Here is a 14478-nt window from a genome sequence, read left to right on the forward strand (position 1 = left end):
CCCGGAAATTCCGAGCCGGAGACAACAACAGTCCGCCGGCTCAGGCCTGAACTACCCTTCGATATCAAGTTCCTTGAGCTTACGGGTGAGCGTATTACGACCCCAGCCAAGGCGCTTAGCGGCTTCCTGCTTGTGGCCGTGGGTATAATGCAATGCTCTTTCGAGCATGATTTTCTCAAAGGTCATCAGCGCCTCATCGAGAATATTGTGCTGGCCATCCTTAAGCTGTTTGTCGACCCAGACTGACAGTAACTCTGTCCAGTCTCCACTTTGTGGGGCATTCTTTTCTGCGCTGCTATCGGCATGAATTTCCGGCGGCAAGTCTGACGGTAAGACTTCCTGACCAGACGCCATAACGGTTAGCCAGCGGCAAACGTTTTCCAGTTGTCGCACGTTACCGGGCCAGGGCAGTTGCGCCATGACCTTTTCGGCTTCTTTACTCAAAACCTTGGTTTCTACATCCAGTTCTTTGGACGCCCGGCGTAAAAAGTGGTGGGCGAGCAGCGGGATGTCTTCACGACGTTCTGATAGCGATGGGATATGGATTCGAATAACGTTTAACCGGTGAAATAAATCTTCACGAAACTTGCCTTCGGCCACCCGTTGTTCAAGATTTTGGTGGGTAGCAGCGATGATCCTGACATCAACGGTGACGGACTGATGGCCGCCTACGCGATAAAACTGGCCATCTGCCAGTACCCGCAGTAGCCGGGTTTGCACATCCAGTGGCATATCACCTATTTCATCCAGAAACAGCGTGCCGCCATTAGCCTGTTCGAAGCGGCCTTGCCGGGCGGTTTGCGCGCCGGTAAAAGCGCCTTTTTCGTGACCAAATAACTCTGACTCAACCAGGTCGGCTGGAATTGCCGCCATGTTCAGGGCGATAAACGGATTTGCGGCCCGCGGGCTGTGGCGGTGCAGCGCGTGCGCGACCAGCTCTTTACCGGTACCGGACTGACCATTGATCAATACGCTAATTGATGAGCGGGACAAGCGACCAATGGCTCTGAATACTTCCTGCATGGCCGGTGCTTCGCCTATGATCTCAGTGGCCGACTCCTGCTGCGGGACCTGAATGGTCCGTGATTGTTCCCTGGCATGCACCAACGCGCGCTCTACCAGTGTCACCGCTTCGTCAATATCAAACGGCTTGGGCAGGTACTCAAATGCGCCACTTTGGTAAGCGTTTACTGCGCTGTCTAAGTCGGAGTGAGCGGTCATAATGATCACCGGGATCATGGGAGCGATCTGATGCACTTCATTTAGCAGCGTCATGCCGTCCATCTGCGGCATGCGAATGTCTGACACCACCACTTCCGGGTAATGACCTGACTCTAGCTGCAACAGCAAGTCCTGAGGGTTTTCAAAACTACAGCACTCGATATTGGCAGTTTGCAGGGCTTTTTGCAGCACCCACCGGATAGAGCTGTCGTCATCAACAATCCATACAGACTCAGTATTCATTATTGTGACTCCTTACGGTCGATTGGCAGGGATAAGATAAACTCTGTATGGCCGGGACGGCTATCAACTTCAATTTTTCCATCATGGTGATTCACCAGTGTTTGGGCTATGGATAAGCCCAGTCCTGAACCAGAATCTTTGCTGGTTACCAGGGGGTAAAATAACGTGTCCCGAATTTCGCTGGGAATACCCGGGCCATTGTCGATAATTTTAATTTGCGCAGCCAACGGATGTCGGTGGCCGTGAATGGTCAGCTGTCTTTCGATGCGGGTAACCAACCGAATTTGTGGGTTTGGCGTTTTTGAATCCCGCAAAGCCTGAATCGCATTGCGCACGATATTAAGGACCGCTTGTTGGAGCATATCCGGGTCGACTCGTACCTCCGGGATACTGGGATCATAATCACGGGTAATCGCAATCGCCTGAGTGGTATCGGCTTTCATTAAGCTACGCACTTTTTCCAGCGGACGGTGCAGGTTACACCACTCCAGACGGGGCAGTGAGTTAGGCCCAAGTAAACGGTCTACAAGATTACGTAAGCGATCAGACTGCTCAATGATTAGCTGGGTAAACTCTTTTTGCTCGGCAGATTCCAGGGCCTTTTCAAGCAATTGAGCTGCCCCGCGAATGCCCCCTAAAGGGTTTTTAATTTCATGCGCCAGGCCTCGGATCAACTCGCGGGCGGCATAGTGCTGAGCGTGTTGCTGATTTTCCCGCGAAATACGTTTTTGCTGATCGATTTTCTTCACTTCGAACAGCAGCGTGGGGCCATCTTCGGTGCTCAGGTTAGTCACCGTCAGGTCGGCAAGCACCACGCGGTTATCGCGAAAGTACAATTTAATTTCATTTTCGGTGAAATCTTCACCGCGACGAAAAGCGGCGCGGAGTCTGGCCTTATTGATGGTGTTTGGGATAAAGAAATCAGCCAGCGGCTGACCGTAAAGTTGCTTGGTGCCCGTTGCAAACAATGCCTGTCCGGCATGGTTGGCATAAACAATACGCAGTGAGTTATCGATTACAACCAGCACTGTGTTGAGGTTTTCGAGCAAATTATTGGTATCAAACGGCGTGGCGTGCATGCCGGGCTTTCTCCAGTTGCACCAATATGGTGCCTTATTATTTCAGGCTGCTATCAGGCGTGCAATGACTTTCCGATTAAAAGTCTGATTGACCCCCCATGGTGCGCGGGATCCCTAGCGTGCACTGTTATAACCACTTTACTAATTGTTGATTAAACGTGATGCCTGATGCAGATAAAAAGTTTGTGGTGAGGTAGATGCAAGAGTCTTGCCCGTATTGTCTGTGTGGGTAATATAAAATGTGTGGGCCCCGCGGTTGATTCCCTGTAGCTGAAACACCGCGCTGGATTGTTCTTTTACCAGACTATCATTGATGTAGAGTTTAAATTTGCCCTGCTTGTCTGCATTACGCACATTGGCTGCTATGGTCATATTACCGGCGTTATTACGCACGGTGGCCTCGGGTTTAGGGTTAACCACCTCGATAACCGGCTTGGGTTTATCGGCCGTAGCCGATTTTGTGGCTGGCTGGACCGGCTGTGGTGGAGGTACTGGCATACTCACGCGGTTATCCGGACCAAGCTCAACCGGTTCTGCGTTGACCACCGGTTTATCGGTATAGGTGACCGAGCCGTCTTTATTGACAACTTTATAGATTTCCTGAGCGTAGCCTGGCGTACTGCACAAGCTAAGCATTAAAAATAATCTCAGCATGTCTTTGATTGTAGTGATTTACGGGCAAAAAAAAAGCCCGCAGATGCGTAATGCCAGTCAGTTAAGCTGACTGGCATTTTTCTTTGAGGGGTATTTAGCCGGTCTATTCCTTACCACTCGTGGATAATACCTGTCAGGTCGTTTGTCCGGTAACCTCATCATCCTCAACGATTCCATCAGGTATTCATAGTGAACTGGCAGTTTAGTCACTGTGTCTGGGATAGTGGTCAGGAAGAACACAATGATATGTCTCATGCAGAGTCCGAAGCTAAGTCGAGAGGGAGATAAATCCGGTATGTCTTTTACTGCATCTAGCATCATCATCCTAATCAGGTTGTAGGCGAGCAATAGTCCCCACAGTTCCTGACGCACCATCTCAGGTTTCTTACTACGAAGCGTTAGTTTTGCCTGATGCAGAGTCTGTTTCATTTCCCTGAAGCCCAACTCTATTTCCCAGCGCTGAACATACACATCAACAACGTCTTCATAGGGAAACTGCATCGCATCAACCATTGAACTAAGCACCCGATAGGTCTTTCCGTCGATTTCGTAGCTGGTCAGTCTCGCTTCGATGGTTTCCGGTAAACCATCGAACTTCTTCCTAGCCTGAGGAGAAGTTTTCAGTGTGACAATAGCATCATCTTCACTTAGTTGATGTTTTACTGTGTATTGTAAATCTTTACGTGCAGGGAGCATCCAGTGCGTGTTGACCCCTTTAGTCATCCACAAGTAGAGTAATCCCAGCGAGTAATAGCCTCTGTCGAACAGGGTCAGAGAGTTATCAGGCACCGAAGGGATAAGCCGTTCAGCGAGGGACATCTCTCCTACATTACGACTATCAAATTCACTGGCCAAAAGAAGGTGGCTGGACGTTTCCATCAGGCTGCACATGCGTACCTGCGGGTACGGATTATCACCCTTGGCATTCCGGTCACAACCAAATGCATTAAGGTTCTCCGTAGTATCCTGAGTACGAAACATCACGCCATCAACCGCCAGTACATTTAAACCACACCACTGCTCAAAAGCGTACTCACCAAATGCCCGCTGTGCCATCAGTTTAAAAGTGTGCCCGACGGCATCTTCCCCCAGTCGTTGGCGCGCTTGTACCACCGCACTAGGCGCAACAAAACGATTTTTACCCGGTAGTGAAACATCGAGTTTATTCGCAATGTCCCAGACAGGGTCGTTACGGAAAAGACTCATACCAACAATGGTAAAAACAACCGAATCCAGAGGTAATCGTCGACGCCTGACGGTCGCTACACCCGATAATTCATAAGCTTGCTGGAGAAGTTCGGGGTCAACGAAAGACATCAGTTTATCGATAGCATTCAAATCTTCTGCATGACCAAATGTATCATCGAGGTGTGTAAGTAAAGACATAAAAAAATCCGATACCAGAGACTGATATCGGATTGTGAACCCGTAGAAAGATCGGTCAACCGATCAGTATAAATTTCTTAACTGATCGGCATTACGCAGATGCGGGCTTTTGGTATATATCTTAATACAACGTTTTATACGCTGTAGTACATGTCGAACTCAACAGGGTGAGTGGTCATGTTCAGTTTAGTGACTTCTTCCATCTTCAGTTCGATGTAAGCGTCGATCATGTCGTCAGACATTACGCCGCCAGCAGTTAAGAATTCACGGTCACTATCCAGTGCTTCAAGCGCCATTTCCAGCGAGCTTGCAACAGTTGGGATTGCCAGTGCTTCTTCAGCCGGCAGATCGTATAAGTCTTTATCCGCTGCATCACCAGGGTGGATCTTGTTCTTAATACCGTCGATACCCGCCATCAGCATGGCAGTAAATGCCAGATATGGGTTAGCTGTTGGGTCAGGGAAGCGTACTTCGATACGACGCGCTTTATCGCTGGTTACGTAAGGAATACGGATTGAAGCTGAACGGTTACGTGCAGAGTATGCCAGCATTACCGGCGCTTCGAAGCCAGGTACCAGACGCTTGTATGAGTTAGTCGAAGCATTAGCAAAAGCGTTGATCGCGCGAGCGTGCTTGATGATACCGCCAATGTAATAAAGTGCTTCTTCAGAAAGACCTGCATACTTGTCGCCAGCGAAGATGTTTTTGCCATCTTTACCGATAGACTGGTGACAGTGCATACCAGAACCGTTATCACCAACCAGTGGCTTAGGCATGAAAGTCGCTGTCTGACCGTAAGCGTGAGCAACGTTATGAACAACATACTTGTAGATCTGGATTTCGTCAGCTTTAGCAACCATAGTGTTGAACTGACAAGCAATTTCGTTCTGACCAGCAGTCGCTACTTCGTGGTGGTGTGCTTCAACAACCAGACCCATTTCTTCCATTACCAGACACATTGCAGCACGCAGATCGTGCGCAGAATCTACTGGTGGAACCGGGAAGTAACCGCCTTTAACGCCTGGACGGTGACCCATGTTACCGTCAGCGAATTCTGAACCTGAGTTCCAGGCTGCTTCAGAAGAGTCGATTTTATACATTGAGCCTGACATATCAGTGTGGAACTTGATGTCGTCAAACAGGAAGAATTCTGGCTCAGGGCCGAATAAAACAGTGTCACCAATACCCGTAGACTTCAGGAACTCTTCAGCACGGCGTGCGATAGAGCGTGGGTCACGGTCGTAACCTTCCATAGTTGAAGGCTCAACGATGTCACAACGGATGTTAACCTGAGTTTCCTCAGCAAACGGGTCAACAACGGCAGTTGCCGCGTCAGGCATTAGGATCATGTCTGATTCGTTGATTCCTTTCCAACCAGCGATTGAAGAGCCATCGAACATCTTACCTTCTTCGAAGAAATCGTCATCTACGCATGATACAGGGATAGAGACGTGTTGCTCTTTACCTTTTGTGTCGGTAAAGCGAAGGTCAACAAACTTGGCTTCGCTTGATTTAATTAATTCTAATGCCTTCTCAATTGACATCGTGTCCTCCAGGTTGTTTCGTAAATTTGATGTTCGGGGAGCCGAATCATCAGGTGGAAAAATCGTAAGCGATATTCATGCCAGCTACTTGTAAAGGCTGAACAACGCAGTATTCCGGGCTGTCGTCAATTAATATAACTTATCATGCACCATTATGGTGATTTTATGTTTTATTTTGGTGCAGAAGGAAGTGTCAGCAAAGCTTTGTTTCCTTCTAGCATTCTTTCACTGCCCGCAGGCTTAATCAACAGATTAATTTTTCTTTAAACCTAAAAAAACATGCGCAATGCAGCGAGAATTTCTGTACAATCCGCGCTCATTTCCTTTTATCTGTACGAGAAAATTGCAAAATCTCTTTGTTGCATCGGCAATGATGCCGCGTGGGAGTTTTTTGCGGGTTGAAATTCAATGAATGTAACTGACATCAATAAGCTAAGAAATATCGCGATCATCGCGCACGTTGACCATGGTAAAACTACTCTGGTAGATAAACTGCTGCAGCAGTCTGGTACTTTAGAAACCAGAGGCGAGGCACAGGAACGCGTGATGGATTCTAACGATATTGAAAAAGAACGTGGTATTACCATCCTGGCGAAAAATACCGCCATCAACTGGAACGATTACCGCATCAATATCGTAGACACTCCCGGACATGCCGATTTCGGTGGTGAGGTTGAGCGCGTTATGTCGATGGCGGACTCGGTACTGCTGCTTGTTGATGCGCAGGAAGGCCCTATGCCGCAAACGCGTTTCGTAACGCAAAAAGCATTTGCTCAGGGCTTAAAGCCGATTGTGGTAATCAACAAAATCGACAAACCCGGTGCACGTCCTGACTGGGTAATGGACCAGGTATTTGATCTGTTTGATAACCTTGGAGCTACGGATGACCAACTGGACTTCCAGGTAGTTTATGCTTCTGCTCTGAATGGTTGGGCGTCAATGGATGCTGATCAAAGTGGTGAAGATATGACGCCATTGTTCCAGATGATCGTGGATCAGGTATCACCACCGGATGCAGACATTAACGGTGCGTTCCAAATGCAAATTTCGCAGCTGGATTACAACTCTTACGTGGGTGTAATCGGTGTTGGCCGTATCAAGCGTGGTAGCGTTAAGATTAACCAGCAAGTCACCATCGTTGGCGCGGATGGCAAGAAACGCAACGGTAAGGTTGGTCTGGTTTATGGTTATCTGGGTCTGCAACGCCACGAAGTAGAATACGCTACCGCTGGCGACATCATCGCTATCAGTGGTCTGGGTGAACTGAAAATTTCAGACACCATTTGTGACGTGAACACTGTTGAAGCGTTGCCGGCACTGAGCGTAGATGAGCCAACGGTTACCATGACGTTCCAGGTAAACACCTCGCCATTCGCTGGTAAAGAGGGTAAATATGTTACGTCGCGTAATATTCTTGAGCGTTTACAAGACGAACTGGTTCATAACGTTGCACTGCGCGTTGAAGAAACCAGTGATCCGGATAAATTCCGCGTCTCCGGGCGTGGTGAATTGCACTTAGGTATCCTGATCGAAAATATGCGCCGTGAAGGTTACGAGCTGGCTGTATCTCGCCCGGAAGTAATTCTGAAAGAAGAAGACGGCCAGGTTCTGGAGCCGTTTGAAACGCTGACCATCGACTGTGAAGAGCAGCATCAGGGCTCAATCATGGAGCAACTGGGTCTGCGTAAGGCCGAAATGACCGACATGTCACCGGATGGTAAAGGTCGTGTACGTATCGACTTTATGATCCCCAGCCGTGGCTTGATTGGTTTCCAGACTGACTTTATGACGCTGACCTCAGGTTCAGGTTTACTGTACCATTCATTCGACCACTACGGCCCGCACAAAGGCGGCGTAATTGGTAAGCGTAAGAATGGTGTACTGATTGCTAACGCTAACGGTAAAGCGCTGACTAACGCCCTGTTTAATCTGCAGGAACGTGGTCGTCTGTTTATCGGACACGGTGTTGAAGTTTACGAAGGGATGGTTATCGGTATTCACAGCCGTGACAACGACCTGACGGTAAACGCGTTAAAAGGCAAACAGCTGACTAACGTTCGTGCATCGGGTACCGACGAAGCTCAAACCCTGGTGCCACCGGTGAAAATGTCTCTGGAGCAGGCGCTTGAGTTTATCGACGAAGACGAACTGGTAGAAGTCACGCCAGAAAGCATTCGTATTCGTAAGAAGCTGCTGACCGAAAACGATCGTAAGCGGGCATCACGCGCGCCGAAATAATTCACTGCTTGCAAGTGAAACGTTGAATGGTTCAAGTAAAAAGGCCGGTTGTTAACACAACCGGCCTTTTTCTATTAAAATTATAGTCTGACTATTTATTCACAGACGGATCATGCAACCACTTAATATCGCTGTCATTGACGATGACGAAATCACCCTCGAACTCATCGTGGATGTATTGGAGTCTGAGTTGCCGGTAAATGTTGTTAGCTTTTCTAACAGTGCATTGGCGCGTGAATTCCTGCTTAAACAAACATCCGATTCACTCGACATGGTAATTAGTGATATGGTGATGCCCGGATTCGATGGGCTGGCCTTACTGCGGGACGTTCGATCGGCAGATTTAATGTTTCCCTTTATCTTTATGACCGCTTACGAATCCAGACAAACCAAATTGCTTGCCCGTCAATTAGGTGCGGTTGCCTATCTGGTAAAGCCCATTGTGCGCAAAAAGCTGGTGAGTCTGATCAAGCAAACTATGTCGTCATATGCAAAATAGTGGTGTATGCCGCTTACTCCGAATTAAAAGGTAGCAACATTGAGTCAATTTGATAATACCCCCGATCGTCGTGACTTCTGGTCTTTCAAATGGCAAAAATACGCGGGGCAGGACGTGATCCCCTGTTGGGTCGCCGATACCGAATTTCGCTGTGCAGAGCCTATTCTTGAGGCGCTTCAGAAACAAACCGAGTACGGCAATTTAGGCTACTCACTGCCGGCTCAGCATCAGCCGGCTAATCAGGCCGTGGTGCGCTGGCTTAAAGACAAGCACGACTGGGCCATCGAGGCCGACTGGATAGTCTGGACTCCCGGCGTGGTACCAGCTTTTAATGTGGCCATTAAGGCCTATTGTAAGCCGGGTGATAAGGTGCTTATCCAAACGCCTAATTACCCGCCTTTGCTGGCAGCGCCGGGCCTGAATAACACCCAGCGGATAGACATTCCCACCAAACTGGAAGCCGGACGCTGGACCATTGATCTGGCTGCGCTGGAAGAACATGCCGCCGATCCGCTGTGTAAGCTGATCATTCTGTGTAACCCGATGAATCCGGTGGGCTCAGTAATGACTCAGGCAGAGATAGATGCCATTGCAGGAATTTGTGCTCGTCATAACGTGGCATTGTGTTCTGATGAGATCCATTGCGATCTGATCCTGGAAGAGGGCGTACGTCATATTCCTGCCGGACGTGTTGAGCAACTGGCTAACCGCAGTGTGACCCTGATGGCGGCCAGTAAAACCTTTAATATGGCCGGCCTCGGTACCTCTTTTGCGATTATTCCGGATGCTTCTTTACGGCGTAAATTTACTCAGAGTGCAGCGGGTATAGTGCCGTGGGCAAATGTGATGGGGCTGGTAGCCACCGAGGCCGCCTTTACGCAGTGTGACGACTGGCTGGCCGAGCAGATTGCTTATTTGCGTGGTAACCGCGATTACCTGGTAGAGCGTATCAACGCCATTGACGGACTCGAGGTAGTGTCATCAGAGGCCACCTTCCTGGCCTGGATAGATGCAACCAGCCTGGGTGTTGAAGATGTGCTTAAATGGTGCGAGAGCAAAGGTGTCGGGCCATCTCCGGGCCGTGACTTTGGTGAGCCAGGATTCTTCCGGATCAACTTTGGCTGCAGCCGCGCCATGCTTAAAGATATTCTCGACCGACTGAGCAGCTAGACTGGCTTAGCGGGAATATTTCCCCGGGGCCTGATAGCTATCGGGCCCCATTTTTTACATAAACTTTTGCCAGCTTAGCCAGCCAATTAAGCCCACCACAGCCAGTCCTGCTACATTGGCACTCCAGTGGTTTTTTAACAACCCTAACTGCGAGTGGCGATTCATCATAAATAACAGCAGCAGTGCAATAACAGGTAACAACAAGCCATTCGCCGCCTGGGCAAACATAATTGCCAGCAGAGGCTTCGTACCGCTTAAAGTAAACCCGACACCGATAAGAATAATGCTCAGCCAGACCGCCCTGAACCATATACCACGCATGTCTGATGGTTTGTTTAATGCCCCGGTTACGGCATACGCGGCCGCAAGGGGCGCGGTAATCGCACTGGTTAAGCCCGCGGCAAACATCCCCAGGGCAAAAAACAGTTCGGCGAAGTCACCCAGCAGCGGCGCTAATTGTTTGGCCAGATTACCGGCATTCAGCACCTCAGCCTGTCCGTAAAATGCCTGCATGGCGGTGGCCATAATAAACAGCGTTATCAGACCGCCGACGCCAATGGCCAGCGCCGACTGGCGACGATAGTAGCCGGCAGGCTGAGAGCCTTCCTGTTCGTTTTGCGCCACCAGACTGGCATGCAGAAACAGGTTATAGGGCACAATGGTGGTACCGATGAGGGCCAGAATGGTGGTAATGCTTTCCATGGAGGCCACCGGCGCGAACAGTTGACCGCCCATTGCTCCCCAGTCTGGTTTACTCACCGCAAAGGTAACAACAAATACCATGGCCATAATGGCAACGAGCATCACCAGTACGGTTTCAATTAGCTTGTAGTGGCCGCTCCACAGCAGCACGATGGCTAAACCGCCGAGCACACAGCTCCAGGCTGGGATGCCAATGCCGGCAATACTGTTCAGGCCAATGGCGGCTCCAGTCAGGTTGCCGGATTCGTAGGCCGCATTGCCAATGCCAATGGCGCCGACAACCAGCAATGACAACAGCCCACGGATAAACGGGTTAGCAATCTGAGTTCTTAACGCTTCGCTCATGCCTGAGCGTGTGGCATAGCCGAGCCTTACCGCCATGTCCTGCAGAATAATGGTGGCCAGTACAGAAAATACCAGGGCCCAGACCAGATGAAAGCCAAAGTTAGCACCAGCCAGGCTGGCCGTGGATACGGTACCGGGGCCGATAAAGGCGGCGGCAATAATAAACCCTGACTTGGTTCGACGTTGCGACATGTTACACTCTTCTTATTATTGGATGTACGGGCACAAGTGCTGTGAGCGGTTAGGCTCGGTATAAAGTACATTAACACCATTTAGTATCTCAGGGGAATGGCATGGTTGGCAGCAGGACTGACTATGAAAAACTGGCAATGGCGGCCGTACTGCCGGAGCAATCTTACCTGCAAGGGCTCATTTTTGGCGTTGCCGCCTGCCCGGAAATCCCCATGCCAGAGCAGTGGATGCCCTGGGTGATCCGGGCCGATGCGAATACTGCTATCAGCAAGCAACAGGCCGATGAGCTGGCCGATTATCTGATGGGCCAGTTACGGGATACGCTGGACAGCATGCGTAAAGAGGAGCGTTTACTGCCTGAAGCGTATCAATGGCGCGGCAACGGGTTGCAGCATGACGAGTTGCAACAGTGGCTGAAAGGCCTGCTAACGGCCCATCAGCAGTTGGAGAAACAATGGCAACAAGCCTGGCAACTCAGTGAGCAAACTTTGGATTTGCCAGCGCTGTCCGGCCGGCTCAACCGCTGTTTAAAGCTTTTTACTACGCTGGCCGATCCGCAATCGAGATTACAACAAACACCGCCTGAGAAGCGGCAGGAGCTGGCCGACGGCCTGCCTCGTCTGGCAGCCAGTTTGCCGCCAATGTTAAGGGAATACGTAGCGATCAGCGGTGAATTAGTGCAGGTTCTGCCTAATCAGTTTGAGGTGGTCCCGAAGACAACCTGAGATTAGCGCTTAGCGGACTTTCTGATTATTACGGTACTGGAGTTGTTCGCGAAACTTAACCACGTATCGATCAAGTTCCATCTTTGCCTCGTCGTAAGCTGATTGGCGTTCAGAAGACGCAGGCTCATCCATCAGGGCGCGAAAGGCAATGTCGGTCTTATGCAGAAGTTCCTTTAGCAGCTGATTGTTTACATCCATTTAAATTGGTCCTTTAAAACACCACGACTTCCATTTGGGTGTGTGGGCTAGCAGGGCTTAATACCGTTTTGCCCTAGATAAATTTTACCACTGCCAGTAATACCACGGCGAGCAAAATCAGTACAGGTGCTTCATTTAAAATACGGAAATAGCGCGACGAATGCGTGATTTTATCGGCTGCAAATCGTTTAACCAGCGACCACAGATAAAAGTGATAAACGTACAGCAGAGCCACCAGCACTATCTTTATATGCAACCAGGTCGATGCGGCAAACCATGCATAGCCATAAGTGTAGATGAGAGCCAGGCCAAATACCAAGGTTAACAGCGCGAAAGGGGTAACAAACAGCCACAGGCGGCGTTCCATCACTTTAAACTGGTCTTTAACTGCCTGTTCATTGGTTTCAGCATGGTAAACAAACAAGCGGGGTAAGTAAAAGATACCGGCAAACCAGGCCACCATAAAAAAAATGTGCAGGGCTTTTAACCACAGTATTGTCATTGTTTTTTCTCTTATTAAAACTGGGCGCGTTGCAGAAAACTCTGCAACCGGTTCCAGGTAATTACACCGGTGAGTTTGGCCGGATCATCCTCAAAAATATACACCGCCCCGGAGCGGGTACTTTTCAGCAGTTCATAGACTTCCGCCAGGGTCGCCTGGGCTGATACCCCCTGCATAGCCTGATAGCTAATGGGGTGAGCGTGGCGATCCAAACTGACATCATAATGTACCCAGGAGTAGTTAATATCCTGTTCAAAGCGTTTTTGCTGTATAACCGTTTGGGTCGGATTATTCGACAGCACTTTTTCCAGTGCCGTTTCCGGTGCATCATAAAAGAGCTTAAAGTCCCTCTCCATGGCCGCCAGTACGCCGGTTTTCTCCAGTGCCTCGCGAATCGAGGTAATGGCATAGGGCAGCTTCTGGAAATCCAGCTGCTGAATAAAAATAGAGCGGTTACCTAAAAACTGCGTGGCAGTAACGTAAGCCGGCACAATCACTAATATAGCGGGTAAGATGATCTCCGGTCGGTAAGATAACTCCATTACCGCCGACAGCGCGGCCAGCGGCGCGTGTAGTACCGCAGTAAGCATACCGGCTATGCCAAGCAGGGCAAAGCTGGAGGTAAAGTCTTCAAGCGGTAACCAGTGTGCCACAGGCAGCAACAAAACAGCACCAGACAACATACCCAGTACCATTACCGGACCAATAATACCGCCCGGGATACCAAGGCCAATGGCAAAGGTGGCCAGCAGGAATTTCATTAACAGAATTTCAAGCAGGATCAGCGCCGTTGGGTGGGTAGAGAACAGCGCGTTGACGTCTTCGAAACTGGCGCCGAGAGCTTCGGGTAGTAAGGCACCGCCAATAGCCGTTAGGAGCCCGGCGAGTAACAACCGCCACACCATGGAAACCTTTCGAAAGGCTCTCATCACTGACATCAACAACTGATTAAACAGAGTAGCCAGCACGCCAAGCAAACAGCCAAATACAATCAGGTAAAGATACAGCCACTGACTGAATGATGAAAAAGAAAAGTAGGCCAGCTCGTTGCCTTCACCAAACACGATCCGGGTGATCACCGAGCCACAGGCGGCCGCCAGCATTACTGGCACAAAAACGTGGATTTTATATTCTCTTAATACCACTTCCATCACGAAAATCACTGCTGCAAAGGGCGTATTAAACGAGGCTGATATGCCTGCTGCAATGCCGCAACCAGCCAGGGTACGAATGCTGTTCTGAGGCAATTTAAGCGCCTGACCAAACAAACTGCTGCCAGCCGCACCGAGATGAACGGATGGCCCTTCCCGGCCAACCACAAAACCACCCGCCAGGGCCAGCATCCCGCCAAAAAACTGATTCACCGTAGTGCGCCAGGGGATATGGCCGTAATGTTGCTTTACGCGGTGAATGACAAAAGGAATGCCGAGCCGGTAGTGCTTAAAGCCGGTCAGAAAAGCAATTAGCAGAATAACCACTACGGCTGAAATAGGCATGACTACCCACACCCATTTAGCGCTCAACCCCCACTGCTGTAACAGACTAACGCCGGAGGTTTGTAACCAGTCTATGCCTAAACGAAACAATACAATAAGCAGCGCTGACGTAACACCGGCGATGATCCCCAGCAAGCATACCTGAACGGAGGTGCGGGGGTGAGCCAGTTCTTGTCGCAGTGCGCGCAATTGCATAAATTAGGAAAGCCGGTAAGGAATAACTAAATAGTATCACAAGTAGTTGGTTTGCAAAGTAATGGTCTGCCAATGGCGGGCATAAACCG

General features: G+C 49.8%; 13 protein-coding genes. 4 read left to right on the plus strand and 9 right to left on the minus strand.

Annotation, left to right across the window (positions count from 1 at the left end; translation table 11 throughout):
• Positions 1-51: 51 nt before the first annotated feature.
• The 5 genes from glnG to glnA all read right to left on the minus strand — a co-directional run bounded on the left by glnG (position 52) and on the right by glnA (position 6127).
• The gene (gene glnG, locus AC566Q_RS05200; protein WP_499614473.1) at positions 52-1464 is read right to left on the minus strand and encodes a nitrogen regulation protein NR(I); all 1413 of its coding nucleotides are present in this window, start codon (positions 1462-1464) and stop codon (positions 52-54) included.
• Entirely contained in the window at positions 1464-2543 is a 1080-nt protein-coding gene (gene glnL, locus AC566Q_RS05205; protein ID WP_499614478.1) for a nitrogen regulation protein NR(II), read from the minus strand. Before glnL ends, glnG begins: the two co-directional genes overlap by 1 nt.
• A 141-nt stretch (positions 2544-2684) precedes the next feature.
• A complete protein-coding gene (locus AC566Q_RS05210) occupies positions 2685-3197 on the minus strand; it encodes a DUF4124 domain-containing protein (RefSeq protein WP_499614483.1) in 513 nt (170 codons plus the stop codon).
• Between the two features lie 57 nt (positions 3198-3254).
• Complete coding sequence (locus tag AC566Q_RS05215) at positions 3255-4583, minus strand: IS4 family transposase (RefSeq protein ID WP_499612139.1); 1329 nt, start codon at positions 4581-4583, stop codon at positions 3255-3257.
• 134 nt (positions 4584-4717) lie between these two features.
• Positions 4718-6127, minus strand: a complete 1410-nt coding sequence (gene glnA, locus AC566Q_RS05220; protein WP_499614486.1) for a glutamate--ammonia ligase — start codon at positions 6125-6127, stop codon at positions 4718-4720.
• A 408-nt stretch (positions 6128-6535) separates the two neighbouring features.
• Here glnA and typA point away from each other — a divergent pair, with 408 nt between their 5' ends.
• The 3 genes from typA (at position 6536) to AC566Q_RS05235 (ending at position 10034) form a co-directional block, all read left to right on the plus strand.
• Positions 6536-8365: a translational GTPase TypA gene (typA, locus tag AC566Q_RS05225; protein ID WP_499614489.1), complete on the plus strand. Its 1830-nt coding sequence runs from the start codon at positions 6536-6538 to the stop codon at positions 8363-8365.
• Between the two features lie 112 nt (positions 8366-8477).
• The gene (locus AC566Q_RS05230) at positions 8478-8864 is read left to right on the plus strand and encodes a response regulator (protein ID WP_105936479.1); all 387 of its coding nucleotides are present in this window, start codon (positions 8478-8480) and stop codon (positions 8862-8864) included.
• A 39-nt stretch (positions 8865-8903) separates the two neighbouring features.
• Positions 8904-10034, plus strand: a complete 1131-nt coding sequence (locus AC566Q_RS05235; RefSeq protein WP_499614495.1) for a MalY/PatB family protein — start codon at positions 8904-8906, stop codon at positions 10032-10034.
• Positions 10035-10088: 54 nt separating this feature from the next.
• Here the strand turns inward: AC566Q_RS05235 and AC566Q_RS05240 are convergent, their stop codons facing one another.
• Positions 10089-11273 (minus strand): Nramp family divalent metal transporter, encoded by a 1185-nt coding sequence (locus AC566Q_RS05240; protein ID WP_499614501.1) that lies wholly within the window; start codon positions 11271-11273, stop codon positions 10089-10091.
• Between the two features lie 101 nt (positions 11274-11374).
• Here AC566Q_RS05240 and AC566Q_RS05245 point away from each other — a divergent pair, with 101 nt between their 5' ends.
• On the plus strand, positions 11375-11998 hold the full coding sequence (locus AC566Q_RS05245; RefSeq protein ID WP_499614506.1) for a UPF0149 family protein: 624 nt from the start codon (positions 11375-11377) through the stop codon (positions 11996-11998).
• A gap of 9 nt (positions 11999-12007) precedes the next feature.
• On the opposite strand, the gene AC566Q_RS05250 is transcribed toward AC566Q_RS05245, so the two are convergent.
• From AC566Q_RS05250 to AC566Q_RS05260, 3 genes are all read right to left on the minus strand, one after another.
• Positions 12008-12196: a hypothetical protein gene (locus tag AC566Q_RS05250; protein ID WP_499614510.1), complete on the minus strand. Its 189-nt coding sequence runs from the start codon at positions 12194-12196 to the stop codon at positions 12008-12010.
• 73 nt (positions 12197-12269) lie between these two features.
• Positions 12270-12698, minus strand: coding sequence for a CopD family protein (locus AC566Q_RS05255; RefSeq protein WP_499614515.1), 429 nt, complete (start codon positions 12696-12698; stop codon positions 12270-12272).
• 14 nt (positions 12699-12712) lie between these two features.
• Positions 12713-14389, minus strand: coding sequence for a chloride channel protein (locus AC566Q_RS05260; protein WP_499614518.1), 1677 nt, complete (start codon positions 14387-14389; stop codon positions 12713-12715).
• Between the last annotated feature and the right edge of the window lie 89 nt (positions 14390-14478).

The organism is Alteromonas sp. H02 (assembly GCF_059682525.1).

Bases quoted from the DNA above. Each gene is read 5' to 3' on its own strand.
- glnG (WP_499614473.1), bottom strand. From the start codon at position 1,464: ATGAATACTGAGTCTGTATGGATTGTTGATGACGACAGCTCTATCCGG.
- glnL (WP_499614478.1), bottom strand. From the start codon at position 2,543: ATGCACGCCACGCCGTTTGATACCAATAATTTGCTCGAAAACCTCAAC.
- AC566Q_RS05210 (WP_499614483.1), bottom strand. From the start codon at position 3,197: ATGCTGAGATTATTTTTAATGCTTAGCTTGTGCAGTACGCCAGGCTAC.
- AC566Q_RS05215 (WP_499612139.1), bottom strand. From the start codon at position 4,583: ATGTCTTTACTTACACACCTCGATGATACATTTGGTCATGCAGAAGAT.
- glnA (WP_499614486.1), bottom strand. From the start codon at position 6,127: ATGTCAATTGAGAAGGCATTAGAATTAATTAAATCAAGCGAAGCCAAG.
- typA (WP_499614489.1), top strand. From the start codon at position 6,536: ATGAATGTAACTGACATCAATAAGCTAAGAAATATCGCGATCATCGCG.
- AC566Q_RS05230 (WP_105936479.1), top strand. From the start codon at position 8,478: ATGCAACCACTTAATATCGCTGTCATTGACGATGACGAAATCACCCTC.
- AC566Q_RS05240 (WP_499614501.1), bottom strand. From the start codon at position 11,273: ATGTCGCAACGTCGAACCAAGTCAGGGTTTATTATTGCCGCCGCCTTT.
- AC566Q_RS05245 (WP_499614506.1), top strand. From the start codon at position 11,375: ATGGTTGGCAGCAGGACTGACTATGAAAAACTGGCAATGGCGGCCGTA.
- AC566Q_RS05250 (WP_499614510.1), bottom strand. From the start codon at position 12,196: ATGGATGTAAACAATCAGCTGCTAAAGGAACTTCTGCATAAGACCGAC.
- AC566Q_RS05255 (WP_499614515.1), bottom strand. From the start codon at position 12,698: ATGACAATACTGTGGTTAAAAGCCCTGCACATTTTTTTTATGGTGGCC.
- AC566Q_RS05260 (WP_499614518.1), bottom strand. From the start codon at position 14,389: ATGCAATTGCGCGCACTGCGACAAGAACTGGCTCACCCCCGCACCTCC.